We start from the raw sequence: 20,241 nt of genomic DNA, 5'->3' as shown, positions 1-20,241 counted from the left end.
CATGAAACCGATGCTCATCCTGACCGCGTTGCTGTTCGCCTCCGTTTCGTTGGCGCACGGACCCACCCCCCAAAAGGTCGTCGAGACCGTGGAGATCGCGGCTCCCGTGGACCGGGTCTGGAACGCCGTGAAGGATTTCGGTGCCATCGCGCAGTGGAATCCCGCTCTGGCCAAGAGCGAAAGCACCGGCGGCAACACCACCGGCGAGAAGCGCATCCTCCATTTTCCCAACGGCGAGCAGCTCACCGAGGAACTTGATGCCTACGACCCGGCAGCCCACGAATACACCTACCGGCTGGGCAAGGACAACGTCAAGGCGCTGCCGGCCAGTTCCTACTCCGCCGTGCTCAAGGTCAAGGCCACCGAGACGGGCAGCCAGATCGAATGGAAGAGTCGGCTCTATCGCGGCGATACCGGAAACTTCCCGCCGGACGAGCTGAACGACGAGGCCGCCGTTGCGGCGATGCAGAGGTTTTTCCGCGCCGGGCTGGACAATCTCAAGAAAAGTCTTGGGCCCCTCGAATGACCCACGATTTCCAGTGAATTCGCCACCGGGCGGTTCCACTGACCGAGTCCGGCTCCAATTCCTCGACAAACTGCGGCTTTTCCGGGCAGCTTCGCCCGATTCTCGTTCCGGACCGCCGTGGGCAGCGGCGATGCGGCCCACTTCGGGCGCTATGCGGCCATAGAGCTTGTAGCCATGGTGGCACTGGCCATGCTTCCTGGGCCAGGCCGCATCCAGGTCTTTCTGGCGGCGCTTGGCGGGTTTCCAGGCGGCTGGCATGTCACCCTCTTTGAGTGTTTCCCTGTCATTCCGGGTGAAGTGCTGCTTCGGCGCCGGAACCCGCGTGGCATTGATGATCCGGCGCCCGGGCGATGAAGCCGTTCTCGAGCAGTTGCGCCGTGACGCCCTCGAAGACCGCCTTGGCGCCGGCTTCGCCGGTCCGGTTCCCGGACGGCCACACCGTGGTCCGGTCGGGGATGTTCATGGCCTGGACCAGGCCGCAGCAGCGCTTGCCGCTCATGCGATCCAGCAGCTGATACTCCATCTGCTCGTCGGACAGGTCGTACGGGCGCTTCAGAACCCGAATGCGCACCATGGTTTCGGTGGGAAGCGGCGACCGATCTCCTTCGGGACCGACCGGGCGGGGCGCTATCCGGTCGACTTCCGCCGCCAGCGCGGCAAAGTCGATACAGGCTTCGATTGCCATGAGCGGGCCGCCCGGCTTGTCGAGCTTCTCCCGACGATGCGTGTCCGCAAACAGGTCCGTCTTGATGGCACTGCGCTTGTTCATGGCGCTCTGGTCACAGGTCACGGTCCGATGGCAGCAATTTTACCGGGCGGGTCAGGTTGGGGGTTTTTCGAGGTGCCCTTTGGTCTTGGACCGTCCGGTTTCGCCCACCTGGGCCGAAACTGCAACGATCCCGGAGCCGGCCGCGGCGAGTAGGGTAAGATACGCCTTTTTTTCCCGTGCTTCCTTGGTTTGACGGGCACACCGGTGTGGAAGTGTGCGGCCTCTACCATAGGCAGAATTTTTCTCAAAGTCGTCCATGAATATCTCCCTCGTTACGCTCGGCGTGGTCTTCTGTCTGATCGCGGCCCGAACCATCGGCGGCTTGCCGGTCAGGATATGGCAGGCGATGTGCGCGGGGGCGCTGACGGTGCTGGCGACGGGAGAGATCGGCTGGCGCGAGGCGCTTGCGGCGATCGATCCCGACGTCATGCTGTTCCTGTTCGGGATGTTCGTGTTGGGGGACGCGCTGGTGGCGAGCGGCTACCTCTATTACCTGGCCTATCGGTGGTTTTCCCGTCTCCGCTCGGCCCAGGGGCTGGTCCTGGTGGTGCTGTGCGGCGGCGGTTTGGCATCGGCGCTGCTGATGAACGATACCGTAGCCATCGTCGGCACGCCGCTGGTGCTGCGGCTGGCTCGGGAGCACGATCTCGATCCGCGCATGATGCTGCTTGCGCTGGCCTTTGCGGTGACTCTGGGGAGCGTTCCGAGTCCGATCGGCAATCCCCAGAATCTGCTGATTGCGACCATGACCGGCCTGCCGGATCCGTTTCCGACTTTTCTCGGCATGCTCGGCGTGCCGACGGTGGTGAACCTGGGGTTGGCGTGGTTGTGGCTGCGCTGGCTCTACCGCGGCAGTCTGCGGGGAGCGCGTCTGGTCCATACGCCCGTCGAGATGCTGGACTGGCGACTGGCAAGGCTCGCCAGAGCGGGACTCTGGCTGATGGTTGCGCTCATTGCCTGGCGCCATTTGCCATGCGGCGAGAAGGGGATGCGGTTGAGCTGGATCGCCCTCGCCGCGGCAACCCCCGTGTTGCTGTTTGGCTCGGAACGGCGGTCGTTGCTGCGGCGGATCGACTGGCCGACCCTGGCATTCTTCCCGGCCATGTTCGTTCTGATGGCGAGCGTCTGGCAAAGCGGCGCCATCCAGTCCTGGATGGTCCGATGGCCTTTGGATCCGACGGACGTTCCCACCGTCCTCGGCCTGAGTGCCGGGCTTAGCCAACTGGTCTCGAACGTGCCTCTGGTTGCGCTTTATCTGCCCATGCTGCGCGAAGCCGGTATTTCGACCGAGGCGCTGATGGCTTTGGCGGCCGGCAGCACGGTGGCGGGGAATTTTCTGATCCTCGGCGCGGCCAGCAACGTCATCATCGCTCAGCATGCGGAAAAACATCGAGTTACGCTTGGCTTCCACACGTTTGCGATGGCGGGTGTGCCCCTGGCCTTGATGAACCTGGCCGTTTACTGGGGCTGGCTGTCCGCCTTCCATCCGTTTCGGTGAGCACTCGATCCGTATTTTTCGATTTTTCTTGAAAACGGTACCGAATTACTTTACTTTAGCCCCGTCGTATTGGGGTCCGTGCCACGCAAGTTTCAGTAGCGTTCGTTCCACCCGGAACCATACCCGCTCCACCTGCCCACTCGCCGTAATACTACGCTTTACGTTTCCACCCATTTTTTCGAGAGATTCGATATGTCACAACAGCAACAGGGAACCGTTAAATGGTTCAATGAAAGCAAGGGATTTGGTTTCATCCAGCGTGAAAACGGCAGTGATCTTTTCGTTCATTTCCGTTCGATCCAGGGCCAAGGCTTCAAGACCCTGAAAGAAGGCCAGCGGGTGAGCTTCACCGAGGTCGCCGGCCAGAAAGGGCCGCAGGCCGAGAACGTCGTGGTTCTGTAACCACCATCTCGTTGTGCCGGGATGGCATGCGGGCGGCAAGCCCGCTTGTCGCGTACCGCTACTGACGAAAACAGGCCGCTTCAAGCGGCCTGTTTTTTCCTCTTCACTCAGCGCGACGCCGCGCTTCGTCGCAGCGCTCCGCTCGACCCTCCTTTATGAAGGTGCCCAGCCCATGTTGAAACTTTTTGTCAGAAATTTACCGCCCCAAACGACCGAGGCGGGCCTCAAGGAACTGTTCACCGGCTACGGCAAGGTCTTCGAGCTGCAGCTCAGCCGCGACATGTTCACCGGCAAGGCGCGCGGCACGGCTTCGGTCAGCATGGAAGGCCACGAGGCCCGCAAGGCCATCGAGGCTCTGGACGGTTCCGATTACGAAGGCAAGACGATCTATGTCGCCTTGGACAAGGGGCCACGCTCGGGCGGCCGCGGGCGCCGCTGAGCCTGCCCTCATGGTTCAGGCCGAGGCCTGGGCCCGCAGCCAATAGGCCTTTTCGGTCAGGCGGCTCAATCCTTTGGCGCGCAGCTGTGGATTCCCTTCCAACGCATCGCGCGCCGACAGCAGCTCGATCCGGTAGGCTGGTCCGAACAGGCGAACCACCGCTTCCTCAGGGACGGGGAACGGCGGGCCGCTCATTTCCTCGGCGTCGTATTCCAGCGTGATGAGCAGCATGGGCGGGGTTTCCGGCAGCAGCCGGAAGATCTGCTCGGCATAGCGGCCCTGCATTTCCGGGGGCATCGCCACCAGCGCTGCCCGGTCGTAGATCGCTCCGATCTTGCCGACGAGGTCCGGAGTCAAGTCGAAATAGTTCCCGCACAGCAGGCTTATATCGCCGCCATCGGCGCGGGCGAAGCCGTTTCCGAGCGGTGTCGTAACCGCCGACAGGCCGTTTTCCCGGAAGAACTCGTCGACCGCGATGGGGCTGAGTTCGTTCCCGAGTACGGGATGCCCCCGATTCCGCAGCCAGACCATGTCCAGGGACTTGCCGCAGAGGGGAACGAAAACCCTGGGCCGCGCAGGACCGATGCATCGGGGCCAGAAGGTCTCGAGCAGCGGATTGACTTGTGTCTGGTGAAAGCCCGTCTGCTTCTGCCGCCAGCGCTCGTGCCAGAAATCGGGATCCATGGCCTGCGAATTTCCGCGCTCAGTCCGGCCGGCGCTCAGGATAAACCCCTTTGGGGTTGTAGCCGTAGACGCCGAACGGGCGGGAGAAAGTAAACGCCGCCGGTCCCACCACCAAAGCATCGCCGGCCTTGCGGAAGGCGTCGTGTGGCTCGGCCGCCGAGGCGATGCCGGTGAAGGGGCTGGTTGCCAGGAAAAGCGTCGTGCCGACGATCGTGGCCACCAGGCCGACCGGCCGCATGACCAATACCTCGTTGAGCACTTCGATGAAGCTCATGGGGCCCTTCAGCGTGTTCGGTCCCATGGCTGCGGCATTTTGGGCGGTGGTGAAGATCAGGCACAGCAGGATGAGGCGCAGGGTTTTCATGCGTAGGCGAGTATCCATTCCAAAGGTGGGCGAACCGTCTCGTCCTGCGGCCGGAGTATCCTGAAGGGAACCGGGCAAGCGCTGGGCCGGCCGCGGAGGGCACCGGCGACCGTACGGCGGGTCCCGCATAGTTTGCGCAAGCGGGCCCGACCTGTCCAGCGTGCCCGGCCCAGGGCCTTACCAGGAGCGGATGCGTCCCGTGTCCAGATGCACGAAATCGGCGCGGCGGTAATAACCTACGCCGCCGTATTGCAGCGCCAATGCGGTCTTGCGGATCGTGCGGGTGCTGACGTCGCTCATGCGCAGATCGATCGCCTTCCCTTCCATGTGCAGGCTGTGTTCCGCCACCCCGTGGCTGTGTCTGCGCAGCATCCGGTTGGTTTCCGGCGCGCGATAGCCGGAAATGATTTCGAAGGTGCCGCTGGAGCGGGTCATCGCGGAGATCGCGTAGAGAATGTCGATCAGCCCCGGATCCATGGGATGGCTCTCATCGGCGTGATGGTCCCGGAGGAAGTGACTGAATTGCCGCAGCAGAGCTCGGTCGTAGTTCCGTTCCGGACAGCACACCAGGGTCATGTCTTCGCCGGTATGCTTGTTGTAGAGATACAGGGTGCGTTCCCTGCTCAAGGAGTACGCATAGGCGTCGAAGCTGGGAATCAGCAGGGCCCCGGCGGCGGCGATCCCTGCACGGGTGAGAAAACTGCGGCGGCTGAGATTGGGTTCGGATGCGCGCGACGGCGCGCGCAAGGACGAATTGAATCCCATGATTACCCCTATCGGTAGTCGAACGTCTTGATGACAGGGTGCGGGAAAAGCCGCTGCGGCCGGAGCCGATGCCAGTGGCTTTTGCGACATCCTGGTGGCCCGGGGGCGCATCGACGCACCCCGATCGGGCAAAGGCCGAACTTTAAGCGCTACGAACGCGCGAAATCAACCCTCTGAATGTTACGAAACCGTTACGAGTCGCCGCGGTCGCGTGAGTGGCGCAGTCTCCGAGGATCAGAGGAGTTCCGGTCGGATGGCGTCGAAATCCGCCCCCTGTGGGTGATGACTCGCCTTGGCCCCGCCCTCCCGAACCAGCATGAACGTCTTGTAGCCCGCTTCCCTGGCGGCGTCCAGTTCGGCTTCGATGTCCGACAGGAACAGGATTTCCGACGGCGGCAGATTCAGTTCCCGGGCGATGGCGCTATAGGCGGCGGGTTCCTGCTTCGCGCCGATCCGGGTGTCGAAGTAGCCGGAAAACAGGGGCTGCAGATCGCCAGCGGCGGTATGGCCGAACAGCAGGCGCTGGGCGTGCACCGAACCGGAGGAGAACACATACAGGCTGATGCCCTGTTCATGCCAGGCTTTGAGCCGTCGCACGGCGTCGTCGTACACATGCCCGAAGAAGTCGCGGTTACGGTAGCCTTCTTCCCATATGAGCCCCTGGAGCGCCTTGAGCGGCGTGATCTTGCGGTCTTCGTCGATCCAGCGGACGAGCCGGGCGATGACGTGTTCATCGTCCATTGAGGGGTCGCCGGCCGCCGCCTTGGCATCGGCGAGCAGGGCCTGCACGGTGGCGTCTCGGGCATGGCTGCGCACGAAGTCGGCCGTGCGGGCGCGGGCATAGGGAAACAGCGTTTCCTTCACGAAGGACAGCGAGGAGGTCGTGCCTTCGATGTCAGTGAGAATCGCGCGGATCATGCGTAATGCTTCAGGTAATCCTCGAGCCGGGGGAAGCGGTCGCCGATGTCACTACCGGTGAAATCGGCGACCCAGCCTTCCGCGGTGGTGAACAGCCGGATGCACTTCAGGCAGGGTTCGGCGCCCATGTCGAACCAGTGGCGGGTATTCGAAGGGACGCTCAGGAGGTCGCCCCGCTCGCACAGGATGGCGTAGACGCGGTCGCCGGGGTGGAGGTAGAACAGGCCGCGGCCTTCGACGAAGAAGCGAACTTCGAAATCGCCGTGAGTATGCTCCCTCAGGAAGCGCGCCCGCAGTTCGTCCTTCTGCGGATGATCGGGGCCGACGCTGATGACGTCGGCCGATTCGAAACCGTATTTCGCCTTCAGGCGTTCGACCGAATCGGCGTAAGCCGCAAGGATCGTCTGCTGCTCGGCATCCGGTTCGAATGCCCGGTCCGCTTGCCAGCGCTCGAACAAAACGCCGATTTCGGCCAGCCGTGCGGCGATGGCATCGCCTTCGCGGATGATCTCCGGCGCCGAGGTTCCGGACTCGGGGTGTATGGTCAGAAGGCTCATCGTTTGACTCCGTGCATGCGGGTTTCCAGGTCGAAGAGGTATTCCAGTGCTTCCACATGGCGCAGCGCGTCGGCGACCGATTTTCCCCAGGTGTAGAAGCCGTGGCCGGCGATGATGTAGGCGTGAACCCCGTCGTGCCGGACCAGGTATTCCTCGATTTTCAGGGCGAGGCGGGGGATGTTCTGATCGTTGGGGAAGACCGGAACAACGATGCGGGTGGCATGGGTATCGATGCCGGCCAGGGCCTTCAGCAACTCGTAGTCTTCCAGGATGACCGCGCCGGACACCAGCCGCGACAACAGGGTCGAAGCGGGTGAGTGTGGATGCAGCACGGCGTGGGCCTCTGGATAGCGCCGATAGATCCCGGTGTGCAGCAGGGTTTCCGCCGAGGGCTTTCTGCCATCGAGCGAACGGCCTGCGGCGTCCACCAGCATGATGTCCTCGGGGCGCAGCCGGCCTTTGTGCCGGCCGGAAACCGTGATGGCGATCCGGCCGTCGCCGAGGCGGGCGGACAAATTGCCGCTGGTGGCGGGAACCCAACCGCGGTCGTCGATGAAGCGGCCGGCTTCGATGAGTTCGGCCGCGCGGGTTTCGAATTCGGTGTCGTGCAAGATGGAGGTTCGCCCGAGGAGATTGAGAGAGGAAGCGCCGATTCTAGCGGGCCCGGCGGGCCGACTCAAAATCGGCGGTGGCGGGCCGCTTCTCGTTCGGTCGATTCCTCGAGCCGCCGGGGAAAGCGGACATTCAGTGGTTGTGATGCATCCCGGACATGTCCGGTGACATGGGGGCATCCGGCGTGGCCAGGACGAATCCCCAGCGTGATTCGGTGAAGCCGGAGAGTCTTACCACCAGGGAGTGGAAATCGAACCCGCTTTCGCTGGCCTTGAGGCCGCGGTTAACCATCAGTATCCCCAGGATCAGCACGATGACACCCGAGAACCGGACCAGCCTGGGTTTCAGCCCGGCCGAGATGAGCGTGGCGAACCATCCGAAACTGAGCATCACCGGCAGCGTCCCCAGACCGAAAAAGAACATCAGCAGGGCGCCCTCGAGCGGGCTGCCGGTGCCCGCGGCCATGACGTACATGGCTTGCAGCGGGCCGCAGATGATCATGAGACCGTTGAGCAGGCCGATGACGAAGGGGCTGTGGGACCGCCTCGACTGAGCGCCGATGAAGCGCAGCAGGAAGCTTGGGGTCTTGATCTGGAAATGGCTCAGGGCGGGAATCCAGCGCAGCATCCCTAAGCTGAACAGCACCAGGAACAGGCCGGCGGCGATGCCGATGGCACCCCGAAGTATCGGCGAGAAGGAAAATATCGAGCCGATCAGGCCGAAACCCGCTCCGATCAAGGTATAGGACAGGGTCTTGCCGGTCCCGTAGAGCAGATGGGAGAAGGGAGTGGGTCTGCCGCCGCTGGCGGGTTTGGCCGCATACGCCAGCACCAGAGCCCCGCACATGCCGACGCAGTGGAAACCGGTCAGAAGACCGGTGACGAACAGCAGCCAGTAGTTCATGTCGCGCCCCAACTCCGGCATCTGGGCCAGGGTACCCATGCGTTCGTCCAGGAAGAGGATGACGATGACGCCCAGGATTCCCAGGACGATCGTGCCAGGCCGTCTGAGCCAGGTCGAGGGGCTCGCGAGGGACTGCCGGTTCGCTGCGTTGGTCGAGTTCATAGTTCCGATGGGTAGTGGTACGGAAGATGTGTGAGGACGGCCAGGATGCCTGGAGATTATAAAGCGTGCAGGTTTTCTGCCAGTTTGTCCGTAGGTCGAATCCCGCCGGTCGCCGGATCTTGGCGAGCGGGGGAGGAAAGATTGGTTTCAAAAGTGCGTGATATCACGCAGCCTGCCTGTGTGATACGCCATGACTTCATGCGTCGCCGCTTCACCGTCGCGTCGCGGCTCGTTGCGAATCAATCGGCTGGGTATTGGGCACGAATGTTGAAAAAGATTGTTTCGTCGCAGCATTCATTTCCATCAGAGCGAGCCGAACATGAAAACTTCCCAGGTAGCCCATGTGAAAACCGTCGAAAAGTCAAAAACGGCCCGCACGCGGAAGCAGGATGCGCCCCTCGGACCCCTGCTGATCGGCACCGGTCTCGCTTTCGCTTCATTGATTCTGGTGCCTGCGATCGCGACCCAGGTCGGTTTGGGGACCAGTTTGACCGGGGCACTCCGGATCGCCCTCATGAAGGCTTCCAGCCGTGCCATCCGGGGGTCGGGCGACGGCGCCGAAGCTGCGACCATGAGCTTCAGCTGTCACTGAATTCCAACCTTCCCGCCGGGAATCCCGGTGCAGACTCCGCAAGCTGTCAAGCTGCCGCGGAGTTTTTTATTATTATAACTGCTCGAGTTCGTTGATTTTTCGTTAGAGACGTCAAGGAGGCGAGGGATGGACACCGAACCGCGTGTTTGCGACCTGTGCAGTCTGCCGGTGATCCCGCCGGGCTTTCCCCTCAATACCACCAGCGGGCTCAAGGTCTTCTGCTGTGAAGGCTGCCAGGGCATCTACGCGATGCTGCACGAGGCCGATATCCTGCCGGAGGCCGGACCCGCCCGCGCAGGATCGCCGGATTTACCTCTTTCGAGCGATGACCGATAATCGGACACGGCTCTCGACCGCTCCCCTCGAAGGGGCGTCGGATTGTTCGGCAAAGTCAGCGAGGAACTAGATCATGGCTCATGTACACGGCGGAAAGACGATGGCGGACGCGGCGATGGGCGCGGCCAAGGCGATGGAGCACGGAATGATGGGGCCGATGGCGGGTATGGAGGGCATGATGAATCACGGTGTGATGCACGGCGCCCGCCAGCTGGTCCAGTCGTCGCACAACGTCGCCACGGTGGCCAAGGGTGCGGCGGTGGGCGCGGCAGCGACGGCGGGGACGCACACCGGCCGCTCGCTGTTCAAGCGGGTGTTCACCCATCCGCTGGTGCTGTTCGGCCTGGGCATGGCCGCAGGCTATTACATTCACAAATACCGCAAGGAAATCATCGGCTCGGCCATGAGCGTAGCCGAAGGCGGCAAGGATTTCATCCTTCAGCAGCGGGAAAATCTGGAAGACCTGCTGGCCGAACGCCAGGAGGGGTCCGAGCGGGGTGATGCCTGAACAGGTGGATGAAACCAGCGGGCAGTCCGAGGCGATGCGTCGATGAGATCATGTCACTGAAAAAACAGATCATCTTGCGTTACAACGGTGTCGGCCACGTGCGGTTCGAGCTGCCGGCCCCGCTCTGCGAGGTTTCGGCCCGGACTCAGATCGAGGCTGCTTTGCGGGCGCTCGACGGCGTTTACCGCGTCAGCCTGTCGCCGGGCAGCCGCAAACTATCGGTGCGTTTCGACATCGCCGTGTGCGATCTCAAAGTCATTGCGCGGCGGCTGGCCCAACTCGTCGATGCCGGTGTCGGACAGTCGGGTCGGGTGCCGGGAAGGGTGGGCATCGTGGGCGGCCGGCCGTTCGGCTGGCTGCGGGAAAAAGCGCAGGAAGCGGGCGAAACCCTGGCGGCCATGAAAATAGTCGCCGGGCGGACCCTGAAAAAATCGCCCAGGCTGCTGACGCCAGCGCGGGAAAGAGGATTCATAGAGTTCTTCAATGATGTGCTGGTGCTCTATCTCATCAAGCTGCACTGGCATCTCATCACCCAGCACTGGCTGCGACAGCCGCTGCGCTATCGCTACGAGTGGATGGCGGTGTTCTACCTGATTTTCCTGCTGGTCCGGTCCCGGCGCCCCCGCAATGTCTGACTCCGCAGGGCTGGATACTTCGACGCCCCGAGCTCCGGCGGCGCCGTTCGCGCATGCCTGGCCCAATCTGGAAGTCGTGCATGCCTTGCGGCGGCGTATCCGGATCCAGGCGCCGGCGCTGCGCAAGGACCCGGAGCGTTGTTACCTCTTGCAGATTCTCCTGCTCAAGCATGCCGGCATACGGTCCGTGCGGGTGGTGGCGGACCTCGGCTCGGTGGCGATCCGCTTCAATCCGGAACAGCTGCCGCGTGCGAATTTGCTGCAGGTGGCGGATCACCTGATCGCCAGCCTGGGCCGCCGTAGACCGGCGCCGGAAACGCCCGGGATCCCGGTCGGTAACGGGCCGGTGCGGGAGTGGCAGTTCGCGATCGAAGGAATGACCTGCGTTTCCTGTGCGCTGCTCATCGAAATGATGCTGAAGCGGCAGCCGGGTATCCGCGACGTATCAGTCAATTTCGCCACGGAAACCGCCACCGTCCGGGCCGTCCTCGGCCGCGATGCAGTCATGGCGGCCATCGCGCGGCTCGGCTATCGCGCCCATGCGGCCGACAGCATCGTCCAGCGCAAACTCATGGCGGCGCGGGAAGCCGAACGCCTGCGTAAGGCGCGGCGTCAGGCTCTGGTGTCGGTCCTCCTCAGCGCTCCCGTCATCGTCCTCGGTATGGTAATGCCGCACGGACGGGTATGGGCCTGGCTGAGCGCCATCCTCACGACACCGGTGGTACTCGGCAGCGGCCGCTCGTTTTTCTCCAAGGCATGGAAACTCGCCGGTCAGGGTACCGCCAACATGGACTCGCTGGTCGCGCTGGGCGTCGGGGCGGCTTACGGTTCCAGTGTCGTGGCCTTGCTGACGCGGCGCGGGGAGCTTTATTTCGAGGCCGCGGCCGCCATCGTGAGTTTCGTGCTGTACGGGCGTTACGTGGAGGAGACCAGCCGCGGGCGCGCTCATGAAGCGATTCGGCGTCTCCTCGACCTGCAGCCTGCCACCGCTACGCTCCTGAAGGACGGCGAGGAATTCGAGGTGCCGGTCGAATCTTTGCAGGTGGGAGACGTGGTAAGGGTGCGTCCCGGTGACCGTCTGCCCACCGATGGCGAGGTTCTCAGCGGCATTTCCGGGATCGACGAATCCATGGTGACGGGTGAAAGCGTTCCCGCCATCAAACGGCCCGGCGACCGGGTGATCGGCGGCTGCGTCAACGGCTCCGGCGCGCTCCAGGTCAGGGTCACGGCCGTGGGGGAGGACACGGTACTGGCCGGGATCATCCACATGGTGGAGCAGGCCCAGTCCTCGAAGCTGCCGATCCAGAAGACCGTGGACCGGGTTTCCGCGGTGTTCGTGCCGACCGTCCTGGTGATTTCCGCCGGCACCTTCCTGGGCTGGGTCTGGCTCGGCGCGCCCGCGGCCAGGGCCTTCGCCAATGCCATCGCGGTGCTGCTCATCGCCTGCCCCTGCGCACTGGGGTTGGCGACGCCGGCGGCGATCATGGTCGGCACGGGGCAGGCCGCCCGTAAGGGCATCTACATCCGCAATGGCGAAAGCCTGGAGATGGCGTCGAAACTCACTGCGATCGTGTTCGACAAGACCGGCACCATCACCGAAGGCAAGCCGGAAGTCACCGACCTCATCCGGTTTGCGCGGCTGGGCGAGACCCGGTTGCTGAGCCTGGCGGCGGCGGCGGAAATCGATTCCGAGCATTTCCTGGCACGGGCGATCGTCCGCAAGGCTCGGGACGTCGGAGCCGAACCGCTGGTTTCCCATGCGTTCGACAGCGTGCCGGGACGAGGTATCCGTGCCCGGGTGGATCGGCGTGAGGTATTGATAGGCAACGCTGAATGGCTGGAAGAGTCCGGCGTCGGTCTTACGGCGGCGGTAGAGCCGGTCGCGAACCTGGCCGGGCAGGGCAAGACCCCGGTTTTCATGGCGCTGGACGGCAAGCTCGCGGCAGTGTTCGGCATCGCGGACCGGCCCCGGGAGCATGCGCGGGCCGCCATTCAGAGACTGCAGGACCTGAACGTCCGCACCCTGATGGTGACGGGCGACGTGGAAGCGGCTGCCCAGCACATTGCGCAGCAGGTGGGCATTGCGGAAGTGACCGCCCGTGCCCGTCCGGAGCGTAAGCTGGAGATCATCCGCGCCCTGCAGGAGCAAGGGGAGCGGGTGGGGATGATCGGCGACGGCGTCAACGATGCGCCCGCGCTGGCCGCCGCGGACGTGAGCTTCGCCATAGGTAGCGGCACCGACGTGGCGATCCAGACCGCCGACATGATCATCAGCCAGGGCGACATCAGCCGGGTGGCGGACGGCATGGCGCTGAGCCAATTCACACTGCGGGTCGTCCATCAGAATCTGGCGTGGGCCTTCGGCTACAACACGATCGCGATTCCTCTCGCGGTCATGGGACGGTTGAGTCCCATGATCGCGGCGGGCGCCATGGCTTTCAGTTCCGTTTCCGTGGTATTGAATTCCCTGCGTCTGCAGCGGCGGTAGGCGCCCTGCCGTTTCCCCCGGGAAGGTGTTCCCGGGCGTATCATCCTCCCGTCTTTCAAACGCGACGCCTGCATCGAAGGGAGCGCGATGCCGCCATTTGGTTCAAAACCGGTTCGGGGGATGTGGGTCTTATGGTATATTTTGTTGCAAATATGCCTATGGTGAGGAATCCCATGTTCTTACGAATGCTTGGCGGGTTGGCGCTGGCCTTGATGTTGTCGGCGGGGAGGGTCGCCACCGCCGACACCGGTACGGAGGCCGCGCGCGCGGTGGTGGATAAATTGAACGGCGCGCTCATCGACGTGATGAGAAATGCAAAACAATTGGGTTATCAAGGCCGGTACAAGAAGCTTGATCCCATCGTGCGCGAGGTCTTCCAGTTCGAAGCCGTGGCCCAGATTGCCCTGGGGGCGCACTGGAAGACCTTGAATGATGACCAGAAGCGGGAGTTCGTGAAAAAGCTCACGGAGCTGAGCATTGCCACCTATGCCGCTCAGTTCAACAGCTACGCCGGCGAACAGTTCCAGTACGATTCGGATCAGGCGGTCAAGCCCGACCGCGTGGTGGTGCGCTACAAAATGGTGGCGCCCAAGGAAACTCCCGTGAAGTTCGACTACATGGTCAACCAGTTCGACGGTAAGTGGGAGATCATCAACATCGTCGTCGACGGCATCAGCGATCTGGCGCTGAAAAAAGCCCAGTACACCAGCGTCATCGACCGGGAGGGTTTTGATGTGCTCATGAGCAAGCTGACTCAGAAGATCACCGACTACGCCAACAACGAAAACAACTCCAAGAGTTGACTCGCCCTGCGATGGGCGGCAGAAAAAAAGCATCCTGCGGGATGCTTTTTTTCTGCGCGCCGTGGTCCTCCCTGGGTCAGTACAGCGGCTCCCGGTAGAACATCAGGAAATTGCCGATCACGAACATGGCGAGGATCGACAGGAAGCCGGCCACCTGACCCGTGTCGAAGCGGCTCGAGGCAGACTGCGAAGACACCACCGGCGCAGCCGCCAGTCTGAGCTCCAGCCAGCGTCCGCTGGCGACCACGACCGCCAGGAGGCCCATGGCGGTGTGGGTCGACTGGATCAGATACTCGCTTTTGAGCTCGAATTCGGCGTGTGAGTGTGTGAGCAGCAGAATGCCGCCGAAGGCGCTGAGGACCGGAAACATATAGCGCAGCCGGTGGGCATCGGGTCGGGTGCGGGCGCGCAGCTCCAGGACGCCGAGCATGAACGCCAGCAGCGTGGCGATGCGGTGTTGGAAAACCTCGCCGTTGCCGAAGGTGCTCTCCCAGAATCCGATCGGCCCCAGCGGCCAGGTTTCGGCGTCACTGCGGAAGAACAGGAAGATGCTCAGGCCGATGAATCCCACGGGCCAGTAACGGGTCCAGCGGAAGCGTCCGGTATAGGACAGCATCGCTACCAGACACATACCGGTCAGGAAGATGCCGGAGATGTTGTGGTTGTAGTCCGACCACTCGGTGGCGGCGACCGAAGGGACCTTGTCGACCACCGCGACTCTGCCTGGTTCACCGGCCAGAAGCTGCTCATGGGTCGGGGAGCTGATCTTGGGCAGGCGGGGTGAGAACATGTAGGCCACTTCCGAGACCGTCGCCGTGGTGTCCTTGATATCCACCGAGGGCGGCTGCGACGACAGTGTGGCGGCGACGAACAGGACGCCCACCAGTACGAAAGTCTCGGCTTCGATGAAATACGGCACCTTGCCGGTCAGATCGGCGGAGGCGCCGCGTTCCTTCCACTCCTTCCCGGCCTTGTGGTTGCGGTAAGCGAAGTAGAGTGCGCCTGCCATCAGTGCGACCTTGGTCGCCACCAGGCTGCCATAGCCGGTGCCGAAAAGTCCGTCCAGCGAGCCGATGTATTCCACGGCCAGCGGCAGCCCGGTGGAAACCAGCAGCAGCACGGAGGCCGCCCCCAGCCACCCGAAACGCGTGATGGCGCGGGGCCAGAACTGATGAGCCTCCCGTTCCGAGCGCCGGGAATGCCAGAGGAACAGAAGCTGAGCGACGCCGCCGACCCAGACCGCAGCGGCCAGCTGGTGGATCACCGTCAGTATCATGAGCCGTTCGCGGTGTTCGAAACGCCCGACGCCGTGCACCAGCCAGGCACCGCTGATCACCAGCGGCACGGTCAGGATCGCTGCGGTGTTCCAGGCCGAACGGTCAGTCGGCGAAACGCTGAGTCGCCCGGCCACGTAAATGAATCCACACGAGAGGAAGAAGCGGAGCAGGCCGGCGATGAACTGCACCGTCCCGAAATAGGCCTCGAGAGGGAAATCGCCGAGCGTCGCGGCGAGCAGCACGCCCTTGATCAGCAGTTTGGTGCCCTGCATGGCCGCCAGCGTGATCGCGCCTCCCTTCAGCAGACGGACGCAAACGGCGACGACCGGTTCCGGCGCGCCGTCGTCCCCCACGGCTCTGTCCCAGATCCGCAGGATCCAGGCGGCCCAGATCAGGCTGCCGACGATCAGCGCATAGCTGATGAGCATCAAGCCGCCGAGGAAGTCATCGATGAAATTGGCCAAGCCTTGTATGAACATGGAGGGAGCGACCTCGGGTTACGGGTTATCGACGCGGAAACGGATCACGTTTTCGGTGAAGTGCCCGTCAGCCGCGAACACCTTGTATTTCAGGGCATAGTCGCCGGGTTCCAGAGGGGGGATGTCGACCAGCATCTCGCCCGCTTTCTTGCCCTTGGCGATGTGGACGGGGTGGAACACGTCGCCTTTGCTGACTAGGAACACCCGCGAGAGCGCGAGTTCGACCCCGGAGTTGAAAAACAGCACCACCTTGGTTGCGTGGTGGGGCTCCACCGGCTCCTTGGTCAGCGACGATTCGGTGACGACGGCATGACTCCAGGCCTCGGAGCTGAGTGCAAGCAGGCTCAGGGCGATGCCCCGGAGGGGCTTGCCGAATGGCTGGATGGCGTGAAGGAACATGGCTACCTGTCCGATTGAGTGAAGGGTCAGCCGGCCTTGGTCTTGAGGGCGTGGCTGGTCAGGTTCTTGCCCAGGTCCCAGATGGCGCCGGGAACCTTGTGGCAATCGGCGATGACCGTGTCCATGGCCTGGAGTATCCAGTCGGCGTCCCTCTGGCCGATCACCAGCGGCGGCAGGAACTTGACCACGTTCATGCCATGCCCCGCCACCTGGCTCAGGATGCGGTGATTCTTGAACAGCGGGATGGTGATCATCTGGCTGAACAGGCCCTTGTTGGCAGTTTCCAGGAGGCTCCAGGCGGCCTTGAGCGAAAAGCTCTTCGGCGCGCCGAATTCGACCGCGATCATCATGCCTTTCCCTCGCACCGCGTGCAGCAGCTCGTACCGGTCGGCCATCGCCCGGATTCCGGCAGTGATCTGCTCGCCGATCCGCGCCGCGTTCTCGACCAGACCTTCCTCTTCGATGGCGTCGAGGGTGGCGATGCCGGCCGCCATCGCCATGTTGTTCTTGGAAAAGGTCGAGCCATGGACCACGGCGCGGTCCATCCGGTTGAACACCGCCTCCATGATGTGCTTTTTCATGGCGACGGCACCGACCGGAATGAATCCGCCGGACAGTGCCTTCGCCATCAGGATCATGTCCGGCTCCACGCCCCAGTGTTCGATCGCCCAGAATTTCCCGGTGCGGCCGATGCCGGTCTGAATCTCATCCGCCACGAACAGCGCGCCGTACTTCCGGCACAGGCGGGCGGCCTCGGCCAGATAGCCGTCATCCGGCAGGTTGACGCCTTTGCCCTGGATCGGCTCGACGATGAAGGCGGCTACGTCGTTGTGGCGGAGGGCGGCCTCGAGGGCGCCGAGGTCGTTGAACGGTACGGCGGTGCAGGCCGGCAGCAGCGGGCCGAAGCCGTCGCGGAACACCTGCTCGCCGTTCAGCGAAAGCGCTCCCAGGGTGAGGCCGTGGAAGCCGTGTTCGCAATACACGATCTTTTCCCGCTTGGTGGTGTAGCGGGCGAACTTGATGGCCGCTTCCACGGCTTCGGCGCCGGAGTTGCAGTAGAACATCCGCGACAAGTCGCCGGGGCAGCGCTGCAGAATCTTTTCCGACAACAGGCCGCTCAGGAGGGATACGTCCATCTGCACCAGATCGGGAAGCTGGGCATCCAGCACGTCCTTGAGCGCCCCGACCACCTGGGGATGGTTGCGTCCCAGGGCGAACACGCCGAAGCCGCTGAGGAGGTCCAGGTATTCGCGGTCCTGATCGTCGTAGAGGTAAGGGCCCTGCGCCCGGACGTACACCCGGTCGTAGCCGATCGTCTTCAACACCCGGACCATCTGGGTATTGAGATGTTTCTCATGCAGATCGAAATTTTCGCCTCTGCGGTTCTTCAGCAGGTCGGCAATACGACTCGACATCGACAACCTCGGGTTTGGTAAATTGTCAAATCTCGCATTCTACACCAAGCCCCTCAGACCTTGACCCGCCGCGCGGCGAACGCCGGCAGCACTATCAGGGCACAGACCAGGGACAGCATCAGGCCGATGGCCAGCAGGATGCCCATGGACGACATGCCTGGGTGCGGGGTGAAGGCGAGGCTGGCGAAGCTGAATACGGTGGTCAGAGCGCCGTAGAACACGCCCTTGGCTTCACTGGAATCCAGCAAGGCATCGTGCGTGGATTTCAGGTAATGCAGCCGGTGCGCCATGTGGATGCCGTTGTCTACGCCCAGGCCGAACAGGAGCGGCAGGGCGATGATGTTGGCGAAATTGAAGGGCACGTGGATGAGCACCGTCACGGCTGCGGTGAACAGAGAGGCGAGCAGCAGGGGCAACAGGACCAGCAGGGTATCCTTGAGGTTTCTCAGTATCAGCAGCAGCAGAAGCGTGATCGCACCGAGCGCCGTGCCGAACGCCTGGGCGAAAGCGACGATGACGGCGTTCATCGATTCCAGGTAGGTCACCGGCAGGTCGGTCACGTCGGGGTCCACCGTCTGGGCTTGCTGGATGAATTCACGCAGTTTGTCCAGATCATTCAGGTCGTATCTGGGGAAGATCTGCAGGCGGTAGAGCCCGTCCTTGCTGATCCAGCGCTCGCGGATGTCCGCGGGAAGGGAGTCCAGAGTGATCGGCTCGGCTTCCAGACTGGTACTCAGATGGGTGATGGTTTTCCTCAAGCCTCCCAGAACGCTTTTTTCGAGAGCGTCGAGGCGGTCCTGAACCGCCTGTGGGGGCGATGCACGGAGTTGTTCGAGGAGCCGTTCGAGGCTGCCGTCCAGCGCGGCGACATCGGGATCGTGGCTTTTTTCGAGGCGCTTGCGCAGCGCGGCATGCAGTTTTTCCAGGGTCTGCAGGTTCGGCTTGGCCTCGGAGGCGGCCGGAAAATTCTGCAGCTGAGGTCCGAGCACCAGCGCCAGATCCGCGATGGCGGCAAGTTTTTCGTCCTGCCGGTCGGGAACGAAATCGAATATGCTGCGCACGCTGTCGACCGAAGTGAGTTCCTCGAACCGTCGAATCCTGGCGTGGGCATCCTCTTCGTTCGAGGCGAGCGAGGCCAGGGTCATTGGCGAGGTGTCGCGAGACTTGAGCAGATACTTGAAAGTCTTGACCGATTCGGTGGACGGATCGCGCAGGTTGATCGGATTGAAGTCGATCATGATGCGGCTCAGCAGGGCAGCGGCCGCGACGCCCAGGATCAGGGTCAGTATCCGGATCGGCCCGGCATAGCGCATCGGCCAGTTGGAAAGCAGGGCCCGGGTCAACGCGCGCGGTCTGTGCTGGACCGCGCGGCGGGAAGGCTTGTAAGGCAATATGTTCATGATCGCCGGCAGCACGGTGAAGGTGGTCGCCAGGGCGATGAACATGCTGGTGCCGGCGATGATGCCGAGTTCCGCGACGCCGGAGTAGGCCGTCGGGATGAACGCGTAGAGGCCGATGGCAGCGGTCAGCGTACACAGGAGCAGCGCCGAGCCCGTCGACGCGAAGGTTTCGCGTAAGGCGGCCCGCTGCGGCATGCCGCGCAGGATCAGCTCCCGGTACCGCAGGCAGAAATGGGACGAATAGGCATCCCCCATGCCGATGAACAGCACGGTGAAGGAGATCGAGATCAGGTTGAGCTGGCCGATCGCCAGGGTGGCGAAACCCATGGAAAACACCAAACCCATGCCCAGTGTCAGGAACGTGGCGAACATCAGCCTGAACGACCGGTAGGCCAACCACAGTGTCAGGCAGACCAGCACGGTGGAGACGAGGCCGGCGACCGTGACGCTTTCCTGCACCGTCAGCATTTCCTCGTATTCCAGGACGACTTCGCCGGTCTTGCGTACCTGGACGTCGGACAGGGTGTCGGCGCGGATGTCGTCTATGGCCCGGTCGATGGTGGCCATGGCCTTTGCCGCCGGCATCAGTTCCTCGAAGAAGAGTTTCGGCCGGATGACGATGAAACGCTTGGTGATACCGAGGCCTTCCTTTTGCCCCATGATCAACTGTTGCCAGGACAGGCGGTAGGGCCGTTGCTCCAGCGCGGCTCGAAATGCCTCGTCGAGGCGGCGGGTGAAGGCGCCCAGTTCCACCGGGAGGTCCGATTCCTTGGCGTCCAACGCCTGGGCATAGATGCCGAAAAAACCGTCGAGGCTGTTGTCTTCGGCCAGCCGTCCGAAGAATGGCTGGGCGGCGGACAGATCCCGGCTGACCTTTTCCAGGTCTTCCAGGTTCAGATAAAGGAGTCCGTTGCGGGCGAAGAAATCGCCGCCGTCGGGCACATAGACCGACTCGATCGTTGCCGGTTGCCCGGCCAGCTTCTGCTGGAGGGCGTCGACGGCATCCGACGCCTGTTCGGGCGTTTTGCCCTCGACCAGTAACACGACGGTGGAGACGTCCTGGGGAAATTCCGTTTCGAACCGGATCCTGTTCTTCTGGAACGGGAGTTCCGTCGAGAGGGTGTCCGCCGTGTTGGTATTCACGGTCAGGTATTTCATCGTGTACTGCAGCGTCACGCCGCAGGCGGCAAACGCGACGAACAGGATCAGCCAGGGATGGGTCAGCACCCGGGATTCCCAGCCGTGCATCAGTCGGATGAGAAAACTCGTCCGGGCTTCCTGCGTTGCGGTCTTTTTTCCTTTGGACATTG

Annotated in this window: 21 protein-coding genes and 1 pseudogene; 10 read left to right on the top strand and 12 right to left on the bottom strand. The window is 63.0% G+C overall.

The genetic code is table 11. The features are described from left to right. The first annotated feature begins 1 nt into the window (after nt 1). Nucleotides 2–526: an SRPBCC family protein gene (locus tag ACSHWJ_RS14415; protein WP_010960116.1), complete on the top strand. Its 525-nt coding sequence runs from the start codon at nt 2–4 to the stop codon at nt 524–526. Between the two features lie 162 nt (nt 527–688). Here ACSHWJ_RS14415 and ACSHWJ_RS14410 read toward each other — a convergent pair. Beyond that, nucleotides 689–1,295 (bottom strand): annotated as a pseudogene (locus ACSHWJ_RS14410) (transposase); the annotation flags it as partial. A 256-nt stretch (nt 1,296–1,551) separates the two neighbouring features. On the opposite strand from ACSHWJ_RS14410, the gene ACSHWJ_RS14405 reads away from it, so the two are divergent. The 3 genes from ACSHWJ_RS14405 to ACSHWJ_RS14395 all read left to right on the top strand — a co-directional run bounded on the left by ACSHWJ_RS14405 (nt 1,552) and on the right by ACSHWJ_RS14395 (nt 3,634). Beyond that, nucleotides 1,552–2,793, top strand: coding sequence for an SLC13 family permease (locus ACSHWJ_RS14405; protein ID WP_432539940.1), 1,242 nt, complete (start codon nt 1,552–1,554; stop codon nt 2,791–2,793). A gap of 192 nt (nt 2,794–2,985) precedes the next feature. Next, nucleotides 2,986–3,195: a cold-shock protein gene (locus tag ACSHWJ_RS14400; RefSeq protein ID WP_010960118.1), complete on the top strand. Its 210-nt coding sequence runs from the start codon at nt 2,986–2,988 to the stop codon at nt 3,193–3,195. A gap of 172 nt (nt 3,196–3,367) precedes the next feature. Further along, entirely contained in the window at nt 3,368–3,634 is a 267-nt protein-coding gene (locus ACSHWJ_RS14395) for an RNA recognition motif domain-containing protein (RefSeq protein ID WP_026045904.1), read from the top strand. 15 nt (nt 3,635–3,649) lie between these two features. Here ACSHWJ_RS14395 and ACSHWJ_RS14390 read toward each other — a convergent pair whose 3' ends face one another. From ACSHWJ_RS14390 to ACSHWJ_RS14360, 7 genes are all read right to left on the bottom strand, one after another. After that, complete coding sequence (locus ACSHWJ_RS14390) at nt 3,650–4,318, bottom strand: thiopurine S-methyltransferase (RefSeq protein ID WP_432539941.1); 669 nt, start codon at nt 4,316–4,318, stop codon at nt 3,650–3,652. Nucleotides 4,319–4,337: 19 nt separating this feature from the next. After that, nucleotides 4,338–4,682: a hypothetical protein gene (locus ACSHWJ_RS14385; protein WP_432539942.1), complete on the bottom strand. Its 345-nt coding sequence runs from the start codon at nt 4,680–4,682 to the stop codon at nt 4,338–4,340. Nucleotides 4,683–4,859: 177 nt separating this feature from the next. Then, nucleotides 4,860–5,447: a YcbK family protein gene (locus ACSHWJ_RS14380; RefSeq protein WP_432539943.1), complete on the bottom strand. Its 588-nt coding sequence runs from the start codon at nt 5,445–5,447 to the stop codon at nt 4,860–4,862. Between the two features lie 234 nt (nt 5,448–5,681). Further along, nucleotides 5,682–6,365 carry an acireductone synthase gene (gene mtnC, locus ACSHWJ_RS14375; RefSeq protein WP_432539944.1) on the bottom strand — a complete coding sequence of 228 codons (684 nt, stop codon included), beginning with the start codon at nt 6,363–6,365 and terminating at the stop codon, nt 5,682–5,684. Further along, nucleotides 6,362–6,922 carry a 1,2-dihydroxy-3-keto-5-methylthiopentene dioxygenase gene (locus tag ACSHWJ_RS14370; protein WP_432539945.1) on the bottom strand — a complete coding sequence of 187 codons (561 nt, stop codon included), beginning with the start codon at nt 6,920–6,922 and terminating at the stop codon, nt 6,362–6,364. Before ACSHWJ_RS14370 ends, mtnC begins: the two co-directional genes overlap by 4 nt. Beyond that, a complete protein-coding gene (locus ACSHWJ_RS14365; RefSeq protein ID WP_432539946.1) occupies nt 6,919–7,602 on the bottom strand; it encodes a methylthioribulose 1-phosphate dehydratase in 684 nt (227 codons plus the stop codon). The genes ACSHWJ_RS14370 and ACSHWJ_RS14365 overlap by 4 nt, the downstream gene beginning before the upstream one ends. Before the next feature lie 64 nt (nt 7,603–7,666). After that, nucleotides 7,667–8,599 (bottom strand): sulfite exporter TauE/SafE family protein, encoded by a 933-nt coding sequence (locus ACSHWJ_RS14360; protein ID WP_432539947.1) that lies wholly within the window; start codon nt 8,597–8,599, stop codon nt 7,667–7,669. 319 nt (nt 8,600–8,918) lie between these two features. Here ACSHWJ_RS14360 and ACSHWJ_RS14355 point away from each other — a divergent pair, with 319 nt between their 5' ends. The 6 genes from ACSHWJ_RS14355 to ACSHWJ_RS14330 all read left to right on the top strand — a co-directional run bounded on the left by ACSHWJ_RS14355 (nt 8,919) and on the right by ACSHWJ_RS14330 (nt 13,961). Further along, nucleotides 8,919–9,191 (top strand): hypothetical protein, encoded by a 273-nt coding sequence (locus tag ACSHWJ_RS14355; protein WP_017365082.1) that lies wholly within the window; start codon nt 8,919–8,921, stop codon nt 9,189–9,191. A gap of 126 nt (nt 9,192–9,317) precedes the next feature. Beyond that, a complete protein-coding gene (locus tag ACSHWJ_RS14350) occupies nt 9,318–9,527 on the top strand; it encodes a heavy metal translocating P-type ATPase metal-binding domain-containing protein (protein WP_432539948.1) in 210 nt (69 codons plus the stop codon). A 73-nt stretch (nt 9,528–9,600) separates the two neighbouring features. Continuing rightward, a complete protein-coding gene (locus ACSHWJ_RS14345) occupies nt 9,601–10,035 on the top strand; it encodes a hypothetical protein (RefSeq protein ID WP_154656616.1) in 435 nt (144 codons plus the stop codon). Nucleotides 10,036–10,085: 50 nt separating this feature from the next. Beyond that, nucleotides 10,086–10,670, top strand: a complete 585-nt coding sequence (locus ACSHWJ_RS14340; protein ID WP_010960129.1) for a cation transporter — start codon at nt 10,086–10,088, stop codon at nt 10,668–10,670. After that, entirely contained in the window at nt 10,663–13,158 is a 2,496-nt protein-coding gene (locus ACSHWJ_RS14335; RefSeq protein ID WP_218801072.1) for a heavy metal translocating P-type ATPase, read from the top strand. The genes ACSHWJ_RS14340 and ACSHWJ_RS14335 overlap by 8 nt, the downstream gene beginning before the upstream one ends. Before the next feature lie 173 nt (nt 13,159–13,331). Further along, a complete protein-coding gene (locus tag ACSHWJ_RS14330) occupies nt 13,332–13,961 on the top strand; it encodes an HpnM family protein (protein ID WP_161625722.1) in 630 nt (209 codons plus the stop codon). Nucleotides 13,962–14,037: 76 nt separating this feature from the next. Here ACSHWJ_RS14330 and ACSHWJ_RS14325 read toward each other — a convergent pair whose 3' ends face one another. The 4 genes from ACSHWJ_RS14325 to ACSHWJ_RS14310 are packed head-to-tail and all read right to left on the bottom strand — an operon-like array spanning nt 14,038 to nt 20,239. Further along, on the bottom strand, nt 14,038–15,717 hold the full coding sequence (locus ACSHWJ_RS14325; RefSeq protein WP_432539949.1) for a copper resistance D family protein: 1,680 nt from the start codon (nt 15,715–15,717) through the stop codon (nt 14,038–14,040). Between the two features lie 18 nt (nt 15,718–15,735). Beyond that, entirely contained in the window at nt 15,736–16,116 is a 381-nt protein-coding gene (locus ACSHWJ_RS14320) for a copper resistance CopC family protein (protein ID WP_432539950.1), read from the bottom strand. 26 nt (nt 16,117–16,142) lie between these two features. Next, a complete protein-coding gene (locus tag ACSHWJ_RS14315) occupies nt 16,143–17,531 on the bottom strand; it encodes an aspartate aminotransferase family protein (protein WP_432539951.1) in 1,389 nt (462 codons plus the stop codon). A 53-nt stretch (nt 17,532–17,584) separates the two neighbouring features. Next, complete coding sequence (locus tag ACSHWJ_RS14310) at nt 17,585–20,239, bottom strand: MMPL family transporter (RefSeq protein ID WP_432539952.1); 2,655 nt, start codon at nt 20,237–20,239, stop codon at nt 17,585–17,587. Nucleotides 20,240–20,241 lie beyond the last annotated feature (2 nt).

It is taken from the genome of Methylococcus sp. S1M (genome assembly GCF_051295855.1).
Taxonomy (GTDB): Bacteria; Pseudomonadota; Gammaproteobacteria; order Methylococcales; family Methylococcaceae; genus Methylococcus; species Methylococcus capsulatus.
Note: the sequence above shows the minus strand (reverse complement) of the source record. Positions and strands in the feature narration are given on the sequence as shown.